General features: G+C 31.8%; 10 protein-coding genes and 2 tRNA genes. 5 read left to right on the top strand and 7 right to left on the bottom strand.

What is annotated here, in order from left to right:
- The first annotated feature begins 4 nt into the window (after positions 1–4).
- From CX675_RS00335 to CX675_RS00350, 4 genes are all read left to right on the top strand, one after another.
- On the top strand, positions 5–661 hold the full coding sequence (locus tag CX675_RS00335) for a hypothetical protein (protein WP_130733224.1): 657 nt from the start codon (positions 5–7) through the stop codon (positions 659–661).
- 33 nt (positions 662–694) lie between these two features.
- The gene (locus tag CX675_RS00340) at positions 695–5,011 is read left to right on the top strand and encodes a DUF4157 domain-containing protein (protein ID WP_130733225.1); all 4,317 of its coding nucleotides are present in this window, start codon (positions 695–697) and stop codon (positions 5,009–5,011) included.
- 1 nt (position 5,012) lies between these two features.
- A complete protein-coding gene (locus CX675_RS00345) occupies positions 5,013–6,326 on the top strand; it encodes an SMI1/KNR4 family protein (protein WP_130733226.1) in 1,314 nt (437 codons plus the stop codon).
- A gap of 94 nt (positions 6,327–6,420) precedes the next feature.
- Complete coding sequence (locus tag CX675_RS00350) at positions 6,421–7,725, top strand: ATP-binding protein (protein ID WP_130733227.1); 1,305 nt, start codon at positions 6,421–6,423, stop codon at positions 7,723–7,725.
- Between the two features lie 62 nt (positions 7,726–7,787).
- Here the strand turns inward: CX675_RS00350 and CX675_RS00355 are convergent.
- The 7 genes from CX675_RS00355 to CX675_RS00385 form a co-directional block, all read right to left on the bottom strand.
- Positions 7,788–7,861 (bottom strand) — tRNA-Asn (locus tag CX675_RS00355).
- Positions 7,862–7,899: 38 nt separating this feature from the next.
- A tRNA-Asn gene (locus tag CX675_RS00360) sits at positions 7,900–7,973 on the bottom strand.
- Between the two features lie 72 nt (positions 7,974–8,045).
- Positions 8,046–9,626, bottom strand: a complete 1,581-nt coding sequence (locus CX675_RS00365; protein ID WP_130733228.1) for a site-2 protease family protein — start codon at positions 9,624–9,626, stop codon at positions 8,046–8,048.
- A gap of 72 nt (positions 9,627–9,698) precedes the next feature.
- A complete protein-coding gene (locus tag CX675_RS00370) occupies positions 9,699–11,612 on the bottom strand; it encodes a M1 family aminopeptidase (RefSeq protein WP_130733229.1) in 1,914 nt (637 codons plus the stop codon).
- Between the two features lie 51 nt (positions 11,613–11,663).
- Positions 11,664–12,233, bottom strand: a complete 570-nt coding sequence (locus CX675_RS00375; protein ID WP_130733230.1) for a 5-formyltetrahydrofolate cyclo-ligase — start codon at positions 12,231–12,233, stop codon at positions 11,664–11,666.
- Entirely contained in the window at positions 12,230–13,465 is a 1,236-nt protein-coding gene (locus tag CX675_RS00380) for an aminotransferase class I/II-fold pyridoxal phosphate-dependent enzyme (RefSeq protein WP_130733231.1), read from the bottom strand. Before CX675_RS00380 ends, CX675_RS00375 begins: the two co-directional genes overlap by 4 nt.
- 60 nt (positions 13,466–13,525) lie before the next feature.
- Positions 13,526–14,491, bottom strand: coding sequence for a succinylglutamate desuccinylase/aspartoacylase family protein (locus CX675_RS00385; RefSeq protein WP_130733232.1), 966 nt, complete (start codon positions 14,489–14,491; stop codon positions 13,526–13,528).
- Between the two features lie 147 nt (positions 14,492–14,638).
- Between CX675_RS00385 and uvrC the strand changes: the two genes are divergently transcribed.
- A complete protein-coding gene (gene uvrC / locus CX675_RS00390; RefSeq protein ID WP_130733233.1) occupies positions 14,639–16,435 on the top strand; it encodes an excinuclease ABC subunit UvrC in 1,797 nt (598 codons plus the stop codon).

The following is a 16,435-nucleotide window of genomic DNA, read 5'->3' on the forward strand; positions in this document are numbered from 1 at the left end:
AAATATGGAAAGAACGATAGAATTAGTAAAAAAATTGGAAGAAATTGGAGAAACATCATTTGATCGAAGATGGCCAAATTATGTTAAAAGATTAAATTTAAAAAAGAAAGATTCTAAAATATTAATAGAAATAATTTCATCATCAAATCTAAGTTTGATTACAGATGGTGCTTTGAAAGAACAATTTGCACCTATGCATGCTTGGCGTGCTTTAGGACAATTACAAGCAAAGGACACAATAAAAACATTATTAGCCGCATTAATTGATTTAAAAAATGAAGAGGCCTTTTGGTTTAGAATAGAATTGCCAAAGGTCATGAAATTGATAGGTAACGAATCCATAAAGCCATTAACTGTCTTTTTAAAAAATAATAAAAATAGATGGGATGACAAACTAATAGTTGTGAAAGGGTTGATTGAAATTGCTATTCAATACCCCGAAAGTAAAAATTCAATAGAAACTATAATTAATGCACTTTTAAAAAAGTATAAGAGTAATGATTTTTCTTTCAATGCTTGTTTACTTAATGAATTTTTTAAATTGAAACCTTATAAAAACGAATTGATAAAAGAAATAATTAATCAAGACCAGTTTGATTATGATTTTATTAATAGAGAAGAGCTCAATAAGTTTATTGTAAAAGCTAAAATGTATACATAAAAACAAATCCTAAAAGCTTAAACTGAAATTTATATGACCTTATTTTCAAAAAAATCAAAAACACCACAAACACAGCAAAAAAGCAGTGAAGATTTCTTTGGTGTACAAGCAAAGTTGAATATAGGGAAGTCAAATGATAAATATGAATTGGAAGCAGACCGTGTGGCTGATCAAGTAGTTACAAGGAAACAAAATAATAAAAACGATAGCTTCTTTGCTCCTGCTCCAATTATTCAAAAAAAACCCATTTCAGAAATACAAAAACAAGTAGAAAACAACGAAACCATTCAAACCAAAGAAGGGAATGAAAAAGCTACTCTTGCATTAGAATCGAAACTAAAAAGTAGTCAATATGGTGGTTCAACGCTATCTAATTCTACTAAAAATGAAATGGAATCTGGTTTTGGTACCGATTTTAGTCAGGTAAAAATTCACACTGATACTACAGCTGTTCAAATGAATCAAGAATTAGGTTCACAAGCTTTTGCTAATGGAAATAATATTTATTTTAATGAAGGAAAGTATAATCCTAATTCACAAGAAGGGAAACATCTTTTAGCTCATGAATTAACCCATACAGTACAACAAGGAGCTAGCAAACCGGCTATTCAAAAAAAAGAAGACCCTGAAACAACAGAAACAAATGAACAAACAAATGTTCCTGAAGAAACCAATATAAATGAATCTAGTAATATAACTTTAGCTTCAGAAGGTGAGTCAGACAATCAAGCTACACTAAGTGTCTCCGATAAAAAAGACAATCAAGAAGAAAATTCTGTTAAGGAAGAGAAACCAAGTGTAGACAAAGAAGAGAAAAAGGATGTAGATATTGAAAAAGGAAAAGATAAAAAACAAGTTAAAGAAGCGAAAGGAGAAAAGCAAATAGCCAAAACCACACCTAGAAGTGCGAAAGAAGATCCTAATTTTAAAAAAGTTACCGAAAGAGTAGATACTACTGCTAAAGGGCAACAAGAACATGAAACTTCTCAAAATGCATCTGGTGCTGCACAAAGTGCCGCTTTGGCACCTGAAAATGAAAGAGAAAGTCAGGCACAAGCAGGACAAGTAGATGAAATGGAAAGCACTGAAGCTGGTGAATTTAATGCCATTACTTTCAAAACGCAATTGATGGATCGAATAAAAAGTATGCAATTACCATCAAATCAAGAGCAAGCAAGTAATTTTGAAGAGAACAATAATATTCAGGAAGTAAGTAATGCCGCTACTCAAGATGTTCAAAATGAAAAAGAAAAAGCAGCAGGACCAGTAGAACAAACTTCTCAGAAAGACCCTAATGTAGAAGCAATACCGAGTAGAGAAGTACTTCCAATGCCAGAAGCTCCCATTGGTGAAAAGCCTACTAATGTTGATCCAAGTAAAGGAATGCCTCCTAAAAGAGGAGAACAAGAGGTGAGTCAACCTTTACAAGATAATATGGCTGAGGTAGACCAAAAAATGGCTGAAAATGAAATTACGGATGAACAACTTGCAAAATCAAATGAGCCTTCTTTCTTGAAAGGTCTTGACCAAAAAGCCAAAGCCAAAGAGAATACTGAAACAGCTCCGCAAGAATTAAGAATTAAGGAAAATAGTATCTTAAACAGCACACAACAAAATGCGGAAAATACGGGTCAATTGGCTGTTGATGCAATGCATCAGGATAGAGAGATGTCTTTAAATCAGGTTGTTGCAAACCAAGGGGAAACAGCCACTACTGATACTGCGGAAAGAGATAGAATAGGCCAGGAAATAAATACAATTTACGAAAACACAAAAACGGATGTAGAGAAAATATTATCTGACCTAGATACTAAAGTTAGTTCTCTTTTTACAGCAGGCGCTGCTGTAGCAAAAATTCGTTTTGAAAATTACGTTGCCAGAAAAATGAGCGCTTATAAAAGTGAACGCTATAGTGGAGCAAGAGGGAAATTAAGATGGATTCGGGATAAATTCAAAGGATTACCAGATACAGTTAATCAATTTTTTGTAGATGGACGTCAAGTATATATAGATTACATGGATGGAGTAATTACTGAAATTGCTCAATTAGTAGCCAATAAACTAACTGAAGCCAAAAAAAGAATTACAACAGGGAAGCAAGAAGTTCAAGATTATGTCTTAGCCCTACCAAATAATTTGCAAAAAATAGGTCAAGATGCAGCGGAAACTATTGAGACAAAGTTTGATGAATTAGAAGAAACGGTAAAAGGAAAACAAGACGAACTAATAGATAGTCTTGCGCAACAATATAATGAAGGACTTCAAGAGGTAGATGCTCGTATTGAAGAGATGAAAGCGGCTAATAGAGGGCTAATAGATATGGTTCTAGACGCTGTTGTAGGGATTGTTAAAACTATTATTGCTATCAAAGACATGTTAACGAATTTATTGGTAGCGGCACTTAGCGCTATAGGTGCAATCATTTCGGATCCAATAGGTTTTTTAAGTAATTTAATTAGCGGTATCAAACAAGGCTTTGAAAATTTTGGTGCAAATATCATGACGCATCTTACCTCTGGATTAGTAGGATGGTTAACTGGTTCATTAGGTCCTATGGGAATAAAAATTCCAGACGATTTGTTTAGCTTATCTGGTATTTTTGACTTAGTAGGTCAAATTTTAGGATTGAGCTGGGATTATATTAGACAAAAAGCAGTGAAGCATTTAGGTGAACCAGTAGTACAAGCTCTGGAAACTGGTTTCGAAGTTTTTATGATTATTAAAAATGAAGGTATTGCAGGACTTTGGAAATACATTAAAGATGAATTTAATGATCTACAACAAACGGTTATGGAAGCCATTAAAGAAATGGTAATAACCAAAGTTATTCAAGCTGGAATTAAGTGGGTGTTAGGATTAATGAGTCCTGCCGGTGCATTTGTAAAAGCAGCCATGATGATTATTGATATTGTAAAATTCTTCGTGGAAAAAGCCAGTCAAATCATGGAATTAGTAAATGCCTTTATAGAAGGTATAAAAGCTGTTGCTAGTGGTTCTGTGGGCGCTGTTGCGAAAGCCATTGAAAATGCCTTGGCTAAAGCTATTCCAGTTATTATAGGGTTTTTAGCTTCTCTACTTGGAGTGACTGGTTTAACTGAAAAAATTCAGAAAATTATTGGCAAAATTAGAAAAAGAGTAGATAAAGCTATTGATAAAATCATTTTAAAAGCTAAAAAATCGTTTAAAGGATTGCTTAAAAAAGGGAAAGTAAAAGTCAAAGGTGCTATCGCTGCTGTATTACAATGGTGGAAAAAGAAGAAAAAATTCAAAAATAAAGGAGGGGAAGATCACGAACTTAGTTTTAGAGGTACTGAAGAAAATGCAACCTTATATATTGCAAGTGCAAATCCTCAACCTGTAAAAGACTATATCGCTAAGCAAAAAGCAAATCCTAGTTCAGATAAAGTTGCTCTTGCTAAAGCAGAAGGAATATTGGATACAAAATTAAAAGTGATTATAAAAGGTTCTACTAAAGCTGCTGACGAAGCTGCCGAAAAGAAAAGAATGAAAGAAGTAACAGCTGCACTTAATGAAATAAGCGAAGCATTGAAGAAACTTTCTGGGGATCAATCTAAACCAGATATCGCACAATATAGTTATTCTGGTAATAAGCCTTCTAATGTTTCAGTTACAGAACTGCATAATACTTCCAAAAATAAAAAGGGTAGTATTCCTAAGAATGGACCAGGAACAGGTACTACGGGATGGAAAGAAATTCATGATAATGGATTGTCAAAAATTTCAGATAAATGGGTTCAAATGCATATTTTAAATAAAAATTTTGGAGGACCTGGTCTGCCCGAGAATCTTATTCCAGGACCAAATAGTGTGAATAAAGGAGCAAAACAGGAAAGATTTGATACCTCTGTGAGTTCGTTACTTAAAAAAGATTCAAGTGTAATTTGGATTAATGCAACTATTGATTATCACAATGGTACCGCATCAGATAAAAAAGGAAATGCTGTAGATTTAAGTATGTATGCTAAAAACTTAAAATTGGAAGCAGGACTTAATGTTCCAGATGGGTCAAAATGGGATAAAAAATCAGCGACTAAAATAAAAACGACTATTTCATTACCTAAACCAAATTTTACAGCAAAAGATAAAATTTCACTTAATAACTCTACAGGAACTAATATGAAAGAATCGGGACTAAGTATTTTTAATGAGTCCTACTCTAATTCATTAATAAAATTCATAAAAAGAGAGAGAAAATTCTTATCTTTTGCAGACTTTGAAGTAAAGTTAGATGCTTTCGCACAAAATAAAAATAGTCATATTCCACCGTCAAAAGTAATTTATATTGTCAATTTTATGAAAACCAATAAAAAAGATATAAAACTCAATTAACATGAAGCAGCAATTGAAAGAAAGAGAAAAAAAATTGAAAAGTATTTTCGATACCTTTCAAACCGATGGAATAACGGTTATTCCTCCAAAACCGATAGCTGTCATTGAAAAAGTTGAAAAAACATTAAATCTAAAACTAGATGATGCACTAAAATCATTTTATTTAACTTGTGATAGATTTTCATTTAGTTGGAAAGGTGTTTTGAATGGTTTCTGTATTTCAGGAAATACGGCCATTATACCTGTTTCATTACTAGATTCTCGCGATGCAGGAAACTATGAGATTTCATTTTCTGAAGTAGATAATATAGCAAATCAAGATACTAGTAAATGGTTCGTTTTTCATAGAATAGATACTTTGGGAAATTATGTTCTCCTGCAAATTTCAGAAAATGTAACCACTCTTTTTTTATTTACATATAATAAAAAAATAAACAAACTTAACCTTACTATACAATCGTATCTTGAAAAAATAATCCTTTATTATGGAGTAGAACTATGGCAACAATTTTATATTGATACTCCTTCCAGTATTTCTAATTTTTATCTTTATGATAATCGATATACTTTGTTTTTGGAACGCTTCCTAAACGAAGAAAAAGAAACCTTCAAACAAATTGATAATCCATTGCAGAAATTAGTAAAAAACAATTCTTTTCCTAATGTAATTTTTTCATTTAAAGCACAGTTACAAAAAAGTATAGATTTTTTGAAGACTCAAAAAGGATGTAAAATAAAAAAACCAACTATAGGATATAATGCAAGTGTAAATGTGATTATGAAAGCACAAGAAGCCTTACAACAGCGATTACCTGAAGCTGTTACAAGCTTTTATCTTCAACATAATGGGTTGTGTGTAGAATGGAATATCGGAAATGAAATACAGGGGCAAATAAATCTTTTGCCATTGGAAGAAGTTTTTGGCGGAGATGAGTGGTTTGCCAATAATGATTGGTCAAAAACGAATCCATATAAGAAGACTGTTATTTGTAGTGGTGAAGAAGAGGAAGAGTATATTGCTATTGCTCGTCAATTAAGACCTCTTGAAATATTTGATGGAAGTTCGGGCTTTGTAGGGTTTCTTATTAATGAAAATAATGACTTTGAATTGTATTATTCGGCGAGTAGAGGCGATTTGTTAAAATTACCTATTTCATTTGAACATTATTTACAACTAAATATCAAATTAGTAGGTATAGCAGGTTGGTTGGAATTTTATAGAGATGGTACTGAAGCTACAATAGGAGACAAAAAAGTGATGGAACAAATAACTATGGTTTTTCCAGATTTTAGAGATGAAACATTTTTCAATTAGAATAAAAAACAGGCTTTTTCCCCTAAAGCAAACAAAAAAATAGAATTAATTTTATAGATTCAACAAACATGATCTGACATTACGACAATAAAATATGGAAAATGTACTTCAATTTTTAAAAAATCAATTTGTTTACCAACTGAATAAGGTTTTTTTGGTTGAACAACCTACAGAACAACCTTCTTTTGAAGTTGGTTCATCCATTAGCCCATTACATCAGTTAATACAACAATTTGAATTGTCGGAAAAAGACATTTTAACGATAACCTTGGCCTTGGTACCTCATATTCAACCAAATTTTCTAAGTAGTATAATGGCTGAATATTTACCAAATGGCGGAGAATTACCTGAATTTGGTGGTTTAAAATCAAAAAATCATAGAGGAATTCTTCCTACTGGAGAAACGCTACAATTTTTGATTGCAGGAAACGACTTAGAAGACCGTCTTTCTTTTTATAATTATTTGCATGACGATTCGGTCTTATTCAAAAATAACATTGTTAAGCTAGAATTAGTACCTCAAGGAGAACCCAAAATGAGTGGGTTGCTTGTTTTAGATGAAGAGTATGTAGAACTTTGTTTATCAGGTAAAATTTTAAAACCACAATTAAGTAGTAATTTTCCAGCTAAATTAATTGAGACTGATTTAGTATGGGAAGATTTAGTACTTAATACAACTACATTAAAGCAAATCAAAGAAATAGAAACTTGGTTACAGTTTAATGATATTCTGTTACACGACTGGGACATGAAAAGTAAAATAAAACCAGGGTATAGGGTTATGTTTTATGGCGCTCCAGGAACAGGTAAAACACTTACGGCATCTTTATTAGGAAAATATACAGGGAAAGACGTATACCGAATTGATTTATCTATGATTATTTCTAAATACATTGGAGAAACAGAGAAAAATTTATCTGCCTTGTTTGATAAAGCAATCAATAAAGATTGGATTTTGTTTTTTGATGAAGCGGATGCAGTTTTTGGTAAAAGAACCAATGTAAGAGATGCACATGATAAATATGCCAATCAGGAAGTTTCCTATCTGTTACAACGAATCGAAAATCATCCCGGTCTAGTTATTCTGGCTTCTAATTTTAAAAGCAATATTGATACGGCTTTTACCAGGCGTTTTCAATCGATTATTGAATTTGAAATGCCTTTATATAGTGAAAGAATGCAACTGTGGGAAAATAATTTACCAAAAGGAATTAAAGTTTCAGAGGAAGTATGTATCAAAGAACTTTCTAAAAAGTACGATATTACTGGAGCAAATATTGTAAATATTATACAGTATGCGTGTTTAAAAACCATTGAAGAAGCAAATGAAAGCATTCAGTTAGAACATTTAATTCAAGGAATTAAGAAGGAATATTTAAAAGAAGGAAAAATGATGTAAAGAATATTTCTCTTTTAAATTGTGAGCATAAAAAAGCCTAACAATTTTGTTAGGCTTTTTTGCTCCCCCTCTTGGGCTCGAACCAAGGACCCTCTGATTAACAGTCAGATGCTCTAACCAACTGAGCTAAGGAGGAATAACCATATAGGTTATAGTATGTTTACAAAAAAGTTGCTCCCCCTCTTGGGCTCGAACCAAGGACCCTCTGATTAACAGTCAGATGCTCTAACCAACTGAGCTAAGGAGGAAGGTGTTTACCTTTTTTGCGAGTGCAAATATAACTTGAAATTTTATTTACACAAACTATTTTTTAAAAAATATTAGAAAAATTTATCAATTACAAGTTGAACAATGTCTTTTCCAAAGGTTAAAGCCATTAAAGTCAGTAAAATAACCATTCCAGCAGTCTGAACATAACCAGCAGCTTTATCACTTAAAGTTTTACCTGTAATCATTTCTGCAATAGTAAAAAGTGCATGTCCGCCATCTAAACCAGGAATTGGCAATAAATTCATAAAGGCTAAACCTATAGAGAATAGTGCTGTAAAATTCCAGATAAATTCCCAGTTCCAAGTATCTGGTAAACGTCTAGCAATACCAATCGGACTTTGAACTTGGGTATATGCACCTGTTTTTGGTCTTGCAATTAATTTTAAACTTTGTACATTGTATTTAAATAAGGACCAAGATTGTTTTACCGCTTCTGGAAAGGCATCTGCAAACCCTAATTTTTCTACAACAGTATACTTTTCTTCTTCTTCTTTATCGTCAAATGCAATGCCTAATTTTCCTGTTTTGTCTAAAGTTACAGGAAATGTTTCTTCTTTCCCTTTTCGTAACACTGTTATAGTAACTTCTTTTCCTTGGTTTTTAGATAAAATTTGACTCAACTCTTTCTGTGTATTCACAGTAGTGTTGTTAACACGAAGCATTTTATCATTAAATGTTAAACCATATTTTTCTCCAATCGAATTTTCAGTAAAACCACTTATTATTGCTTTTTTTAAATTATAATTATATGGTAAGTTATAATTTTTAATATTAGTTAAAGAAGTATCAACTGCAACTTTTACATAAATTTCTGTATTGTTGCGATTTATTATGAAAGTTGCCGAGTCCTTTTTTATTTCTTTTAAAGCATCAACAAACTCATCCGCGTAAGTAAAGTGAGTAGCATCAATACCAACAATCTCATCGTATTTTTTTAACCCGTTTTGCTTTCCTTTAAATGAATCGAAGAAATAGCGATTTATTTCTGATCTTGCATGAACAAAACCTCTTCCTTCTTTTTTAATAATTTCCCCTTTTTGTTCATCAGATAATAATAACTCAATCTTTTTTCCTTGACGATCTATTTCAATTTTATCTCCAAAAAGAACACCCATGGTCATAAATTTGAAATCATCATAGAATTTTCCATCGATACCAACAATTTTATCTCCGTTTTTAAATCCTACATTTCGACCAACCTCTCCAAAAGACAATCCATTTTTTTGAAGTTCATCAGTTGAAACTACTTTTTTACCAACTGTCGTGTACATAATAGTAAAAATGAACCAAGCTAATAAGATATTAACAACAATTCCACCAAGCATGATGATTAATCTTTGCCATGCTGGTTTAGAACGAAATTCCCAAGGTTGTGGCTCTTGTTTCATCTGCTCAGTATCCATACTTTCATCTATCATCCCTGAAAGTTTAACGTAACCACCTAAGGGTAACCAACCAATACCCCACTCTGTTTCTCCTATTTTCTTTTTTAATACTGAAAAACCAGCATCCATAAAGAGGTAGAATTTTTCAACTCTAACTTTAAACATTTTTGCTGTGATGTAATGACCAAATTCATGAAGAATAACTAATACTGAAAGTATAAATAGAATTTGAGCGACTTGAATCATGTGTTTCTTTTTTTATTTGAAGAGCAAAAGTAAGGTTTTCACCTTACTTTTTAGTATTATTTTTAAAAGGGACTATTTTTTTATAAAATTTTTATGAATTATGCCTTCAGATGTAGTGATTTTTACATAATGAGCACCATCAGACAAACTTTCTACAGAAAAATCTTTAGTATATTTTGTTAAAACCAATTGTCCTAAAGCATTATAAAATTCGGCTTTATGAAGGGTTACTGTATTTGGTAATTGAACATGGATATTATCACTAGAAGGATTTGGATATAAAGCAATAGTTTCTACTAATCCAAAACTTTCATTGCCTAAGGTTGCTGTGTTGTTTTTAGAAATAATATGTTTGTTTGGGTCAAATTCAACATCAGTTACTACAAAAGGAACAGAAACAATAAATTCTTGACCTTCTGTTTGATGATCCACTACAACATCATAGGTTTGACCAGAGTTGCCTGTAAGTCTTATTTCTAAAGGCATTTCAAAATAAGAAACACTTGCGTCTGATTGCGTCTGATTTATGGTAATTTTAGCTTGACCAGCGCCCCAGTTTTGAGCTGTTACACTATATGTTGGGTAACCTTGACCATATAGCCAATCATTAAAAAATTCATCTAAATTAGCGCCATAAACAGTTTCTAAATGAGATTTTAAGTCAGTTGTAATGGCATATTTGTACGCTAAATTAGAATCGGCTAAATAATTTTTTAAAGCTTGAAAAAAAGCAACATCACCCATTTTCCATCGTAGCATATGAAGTACCATAGCCCCTTTGTTGTAAGACAATCGACCACTAAAAATTCGATTCACATTAAGTGCTTCTGTATCGGTTAAATAGACAGCACCATTAGTGGCTGATGTAATACTGTTTATCTTGGAATTTTTCCAAGACACAAATGAGGGGTCACCATCAAGATTTTCGACTACTAATCCTGATAAATATTCAGCAAAACCTTCATTTAACCAAATATCTTTCCATGTACCACAAGTAATTTTATCTCCAAACCATTGATGTGCTAATTCATGAGCTATTAAATTTCGACCAAAACTATTCATAAATGAAACAGTAGTGTGCTCCATTCCGCCACCCCAGCCAAATTGTGCGTGACCATATTTTTCGTTGTGAAAAGGATAAGGTTCAAATAAAGTTTCATATAAGTCCATTATAGGTAACGTCTGCGCCAATTGCGTTTGAGCCGATGCGAAATTTTCGGGATAGATGTAATTTACAATTGGAAAATCATTAGGTGCTGTGCCCGCTGTTTGAGTAAATATTTGATAATTTGTAACTGCGATAGCTACTAAATAGGCAGGAATAGGGTAACTATGATGAAAATGAGTGGTTTTGGTTCCATTTCCGTTATCTGTTGCGCTTTGTTCTAAACCATTAGAAACACTTACATACGTATTTGGAGCCGTAATATAAACATCAATACTTTCAACTTTATCGTTTAAGTCTTGTTTGCATGGCCACCAATCTCTAGCGCCAAATGGTTCTGAAAGCGTGTAAATTACTGGGGTACCATTGTGAGTTGAAGCAGTAAAAGCTTGCTCTCCAGTTGCAGGAGCACCAGAATACATAATTACTACAGTAGCATTATTGCCAGTTAATAGTGTTGTAGGTAATGTAATCACGATTTCATTTGACGCATTTTGTACAAAACTCAAAGGATTACTATTCATAGTTACGCTGCTAACCGTTAATTGATTAGTTAAATCAAGAGTAATTGTATTCATATCTGATAAAGCAGTAAACGTAGTCGTAACTTGGCCTGCAATATTATACACAGCAGGGTCAACAGTAAAACGCAATTCTTGATAGGTTACATCATAATTTTGAGTATTAGGATTAACCTGTATATTTTGTAAAGAAGCAGCCGATTTCATTTCTGCTTCTACCATTCTATTAAATTCTTCGGTATCATTTTGCGAATAACTTACGAAAGAAAATAGTATAAAAAAGAATATAATTTTTTTCATGTTTTTTAAAAACGTTAATTTAGGTTTGGTTTAGTTCGTAAATGTAAAAAATTAATCCTTAAAATAGAAACTTTCATAAGGTGTTACACAACTAGTTAGCTTAACGTCATTTTCAAAAACAGGTTCTATTTTATCTTCAGGAGAAAAAAACGATAGACCAATTTTTACCACGTCTTTTTTACAGGAAGCCAAAAAATTATCATAAAAGCCTTTGCCATAACCTACTCTGTTTCCTTTTTTGTCATAAGCCAAAAGAGGAACAAATACAACATCAATTTTGTTTACAGGAACTTCTAATCCATCTACTGGTTCAGGAATATTGTACTCGTTTTTTTTAATTTTGGTATTATCAGTAAGTAAAAAATGGGTCATTGTTATGTTTTCAAAATTAGATTTAGAAATTACAATTTCTTTGTCTTTTCCAGCTAAAATTTGTAAAAGATACTCCGTATTTATTTCTTTTTGTTCGGTTATGGGAAGAAAAAGATGATAATAAGTTTTATCCCAAATGTCCATTTTTATAAGTTGGTTTGCAATAGCAAGACTGTAATTTTCAAGATCATTATTTGAAAGTTGGTTTCGTAGTTTTTTGTATTTTAATCGTAGTTCTTTTTTGTTCATTCCAGAGTGTTTCTTAATTCTTCTATAAAAGTAGTTAAATGTTCTATTTCTACATGATCCATAAGCACTATTTTATACCATTTGTTTTCTGAATTGTGTTGTTGAGGAACTAAATTGTATTTTTCTACGAATACATCTGGGATGAATTTGGAAGAAATGGTTACGATATTCATGAAGGGTTCTCTAAAATACTCGATATTGAGTTTATCTAGTTCACTGCATAGAAAAGCGGTTCTCATTTGAAGAATACTTATTTTTTCAAACCAACCAAAAGGGCCATAGGTAAAAAGAATCATCCAAACTGCAACTGCATTAGCTCCTGACCGACTTCCGCATAAGGTTAAGTCCATTCCTTCTACATATTCGGCCTCTTTAGTTAATACCTGTTCAATTAAATTTTTTCTACAAATGAAAACGCCTGTGCCATAAGGAGCTTGAAGCATTTTATGAGCATCGATTGTAATAGAACTTATATTTGGGTTGGAAAAATTTATGGTCGAATTTTTGTTACTAAAAGGATAAACAAAGCCACCATAAGCCCCATCAATATGTAATTTATAATGTAGCTGATGTTTTTCCATTATTTTAATATAATTTTCAGGATTATCTATAGAGCCAAACATCGTGGTACCTAAATTAGAGATAACGATAAAATATTTTTTAGTCTTGGTTTTCGCTTCCATTAATAGCGTTTCTAATTTCTCTAAATCAATATTTCTATTTTTAAAATCTACAGGGACTTTAAGCCATTCTATTTGTAATAAATTAGCTGCTTTTGGAATAGAATAATGAGTATCTTCAGAAGCAACAATGGCTATTTCGTTTAAACTAGCTTCAAAACGATTCATAAAGTAATTTCTAAAAATCCAAATAGCTTGTATGTTTGCTTCAGTTCCTCCAGGTGCAATATAACCGTCGAAATAATCTTCTTTGGCTTTAAAAATATCAACAGCAAGTACATTAAGAACTTCTTTTTCTATTTTTTGAGTACCGCTAAATGCTTTTTCCGAAGTTCCAAAAGTATGACAACCAATATTGTTAGGGTTTGCTACATAAGTTTGTAAAGTAGGCGCCTCTTTTAAAAAAGGAGCATCATCATAGAAAACTTTACTGTCTAATTTTGAAGCTGGATAACCTAACGAGGCATCGTTAGAAAAATTTACATTTTCTAATAGAGCTTCTTTTATTCTGTTTTTTAATTGTTCTTGTTTTAATTTTTTCCAAAATTTCATGGTTCTATTTTTCTACAAAATAAAACATAGGCAATAAAAGAAAATATGATATTTGTTAGGTTATTCTTCTAATTGGGTGGAAATATGAAAAATAGCATCACCTTGATAAATAATAGCTGCGTCATTAGCATTAATAATGTAACCGCTATTAGGAGCTTTTACTTTGTGTTCAATTTTACCAAATGGATCTGAAATGGTAGCCAAAATAGCCCCTTTGGTCACATAACTTCCTGTTTTGGTTAATCCAATAAACATCCCCGAATATTGTGCTCTTATCCAATTAGATTTTTCTATAAAAAGAGTTGGGTCAACAGTAAAATCGGCATCTTTTTTAGGATTTAGCATGTCTAAATGAAATAAAAAGCGTTTTGCACCATCAAGTCCTTGTTGTGTTATTTCAGCATTTAAATCTAATGATTTTCCTCCTTCAAATAATAGCATTTTAACACCCAGTTTTGTGCATGCTCCTCTAAATGATCCAGGAATGTTTTTAGAATATAAAGTAAAAGGAGCTTTAAAAACATTTGCTAGCTCTTTTAATTCTGGGTTATTGGGAACAATTCTAATTTGAGGAGCATTAAAACGACTGGCACCACCCGCATGAAAATCTACAGCATAGTCAATTATGGGAATAATTTCTTTTACTAAAAAATGTGCAAATCTACTGGCTAATGATCCTGTTTTACTACCGGGGAAAACCCGATTTAAATCGCGACCATCAGGAAATTGTCTGCTTTGATTTACAAAACCAAAAATATTGATTATAGGGATACAAATGATTGTTCCACATTTAGGTTTATTGATTTTACGTCTAATAATTTGGCGTACAATTTCTGTTCCGTTTATTTCATCACCATGTAAACCTGCACTAAATAATACTACAGGGCCATCTACTTTTGAACGCTCTATAATAATTGGAATTTTAAGTTTATTCATTGTATGAAGTTTTGCAATTTCTACTTCTACAATTTTACTTTCACCTGGAAAAATACGTTCTCCTAATAAATAGATAGCTCTGTCTTTCATTGTCTTGTAATAAGGGGCTAAATGTAGACAATCTATTTAAAAAATTATATAATCACTTCAATTAAATAAACTGTAGCAATTTTAGTAACTTTGTTTAATCGTTACATACTAATTCGTTTTTAACTCTTTTTATTAAAATAAGACCCAATGCAATCCTCTTTAGAACTTCAAATACAAACATTGCCAGATAATCCTGGAGTGTATCAATATTTTGATAAAGATGATAAAATCTTATATGTTGGTAAAGCCAAAAATTTGAAAAAAAGAGTATCCAGTTATTTTACAAAAAACCACGACAATTACAAAACTAGTGTTTTAGTAAAAAAAATAGTTTCCATAAAGCATATTGTAGTGGCTTCTGAATCTGATGCTTTATTATTAGAAAACAACCTCATAAAAAAACTACAACCAAGATATAATATTCTTTTAAAAGACGACAAAAGTTATCCTTGGATTTGTATCAAAAACGAGCCGTTTTCTAGAATTTTTCCCACGAGGAGAATGGTAAAAGACGGATCAGAATATTATGGTCCGTATACCAATTTTAAAATTGTGAATACCCTATTAGAAATGATTAAAGAATTGTATCCCTTGCGAACATGTACTTATGATTTATCTGCTTCAAATATTAATTCTGGTAAATATAAAGTATGTTTAGAGTATCACATTGGAAATTGTAAAGGCCCTTGTGAAGGACTGGAAACCTTGGAAGATTACCAAAAACAAGTAGAAGCGATACGTCAAATTTTAAAAGGTAATTTTAAAGAAAGTTTAAAAGATTTTAAAAAGCAGATGATGCATTTTGCTGAAAACATGCAATTTGAATACGCTCAAAAAATCAAAGAAAAAATAGAGGTTTTAGAAAATTATCAAGCAAAATCGACTGTTTTAAATCCTAAACTTTCTAATATAGATGTGTTCTCAATTGTTTCTGATGAAACGATGGCTTATGTAAATTTTTTACAAATTTCGCATGGTGCTATTGTACGTTCGCATACGATGGAACTGAAAAAAAAGCTAGAAGAAACAGACGAAGAATTACTAGAATTAGCAGTGGTAGAGTTAAGAGAACGTTTTAAATTGAGATCAAAAGAAATTATCTTGCCCTTTCCTTTGTCTTTAGGAGAAGATCTAAAAATTACCGTTCCACAGTTAGGAGATAAAAGACAGGTTTTAGATTTATCATTGCGAAATGCCAAGTATTACAGAATGGATCAATTAAAGCAAATAAAAATTGTGGATCCAGACAGGCATACCAATCGGATTATGGCACAAATGAAGAAAGATTTGCGCCTTGCTGTAGAGCCAAGACATATTGAATGTTTTGATAATTCTAACATACAAGGAACAAATCCAGTTTCAGCTTGTGTTGTTTTTAAAGATGGAAAACCAAGTAAAAAAGAGTACCGTCATTTTAATATAAAAACAGTAGAAGGTCCAGATGATTTTGCGTCTATGGAAGAAGTGGTTTACAGAAGGTACAAGCGATTATTAGATGAAAATGAGCCTTTACCTCAGTTAATTATCATCGATGGAGGAAAAGGACAATTATCTTCAGCTTTAAAAAGTATTGATGCTTTGGGGTTGAGAGGTAAAATTGCAATTATAGGAATCGCAAAACGGTTAGAAGAGTTGTTTTATCCAGGTGATTCGGTTCCTTTGTATTTAGATAAAAAATCAGAAACTTTAAAAGTTATTCAATATTTGAGAAATGAAGCCCATCGATTTGGAATTACACATCATAGAGACAAAAGAAGTAAGGCCGCTTTAACGAATAGTTTAGAGTCTATTCCTGGAATTGGTGAAAAAACGATGATTACATTAATGAAATATTTTAAAAGTGTTAAAAGATTGCAAAATGCAACTGAAAAAGAAATTTCTGAGGTTGTAGGACTTTCAAAAGCCAAAAAAATTACCGAATTTTACAAGACCATTTCACACTAG

This window comes from Flavobacterium sp. J27, from assembly GCF_004303025.1.
Classification (GTDB): domain Bacteria; phylum Bacteroidota; class Bacteroidia; order Flavobacteriales; family Flavobacteriaceae; genus Flavobacterium.

Bases quoted from the DNA above. Each gene is read 5' to 3' on its own strand.
- CX675_RS00375 (WP_130733230.1), bottom strand. From the start codon at position 12,233: ATGAACAAAAAAGAACTACGATTAAAATACAAAAAACTACGAAACCAA.
- CX675_RS00365 (WP_130733228.1), bottom strand. From the start codon at position 9,626: ATGATTCAAGTCGCTCAAATTCTATTTATACTTTCAGTATTAGTTATT.
- CX675_RS00385 (WP_130733232.1), bottom strand. From the start codon at position 14,491: ATGAAAGACAGAGCTATCTATTTATTAGGAGAACGTATTTTTCCAGGT.
- CX675_RS00340 (WP_130733225.1), top strand. From the start codon at position 695: ATGACCTTATTTTCAAAAAAATCAAAAACACCACAAACACAGCAAAAA.
- CX675_RS00345 (WP_130733226.1), top strand. From the start codon at position 5,013: ATGAAGCAGCAATTGAAAGAAAGAGAAAAAAAATTGAAAAGTATTTTC.
- CX675_RS00335 (WP_130733224.1), top strand. From the start codon at position 5: ATGGAAAGAACGATAGAATTAGTAAAAAAATTGGAAGAAATTGGAGAA.
- uvrC (WP_130733233.1), top strand. From the start codon at position 14,639: ATGCAATCCTCTTTAGAACTTCAAATACAAACATTGCCAGATAATCCT.
- CX675_RS00350 (WP_130733227.1), top strand. From the start codon at position 6,421: ATGGAAAATGTACTTCAATTTTTAAAAAATCAATTTGTTTACCAACTG.
- CX675_RS00380 (WP_130733231.1), bottom strand. From the start codon at position 13,465: ATGAAATTTTGGAAAAAATTAAAACAAGAACAATTAAAAAACAGAATA.
- CX675_RS00370 (WP_130733229.1), bottom strand. From the start codon at position 11,612: ATGAAAAAAATTATATTCTTTTTTATACTATTTTCTTTCGTAAGTTAT.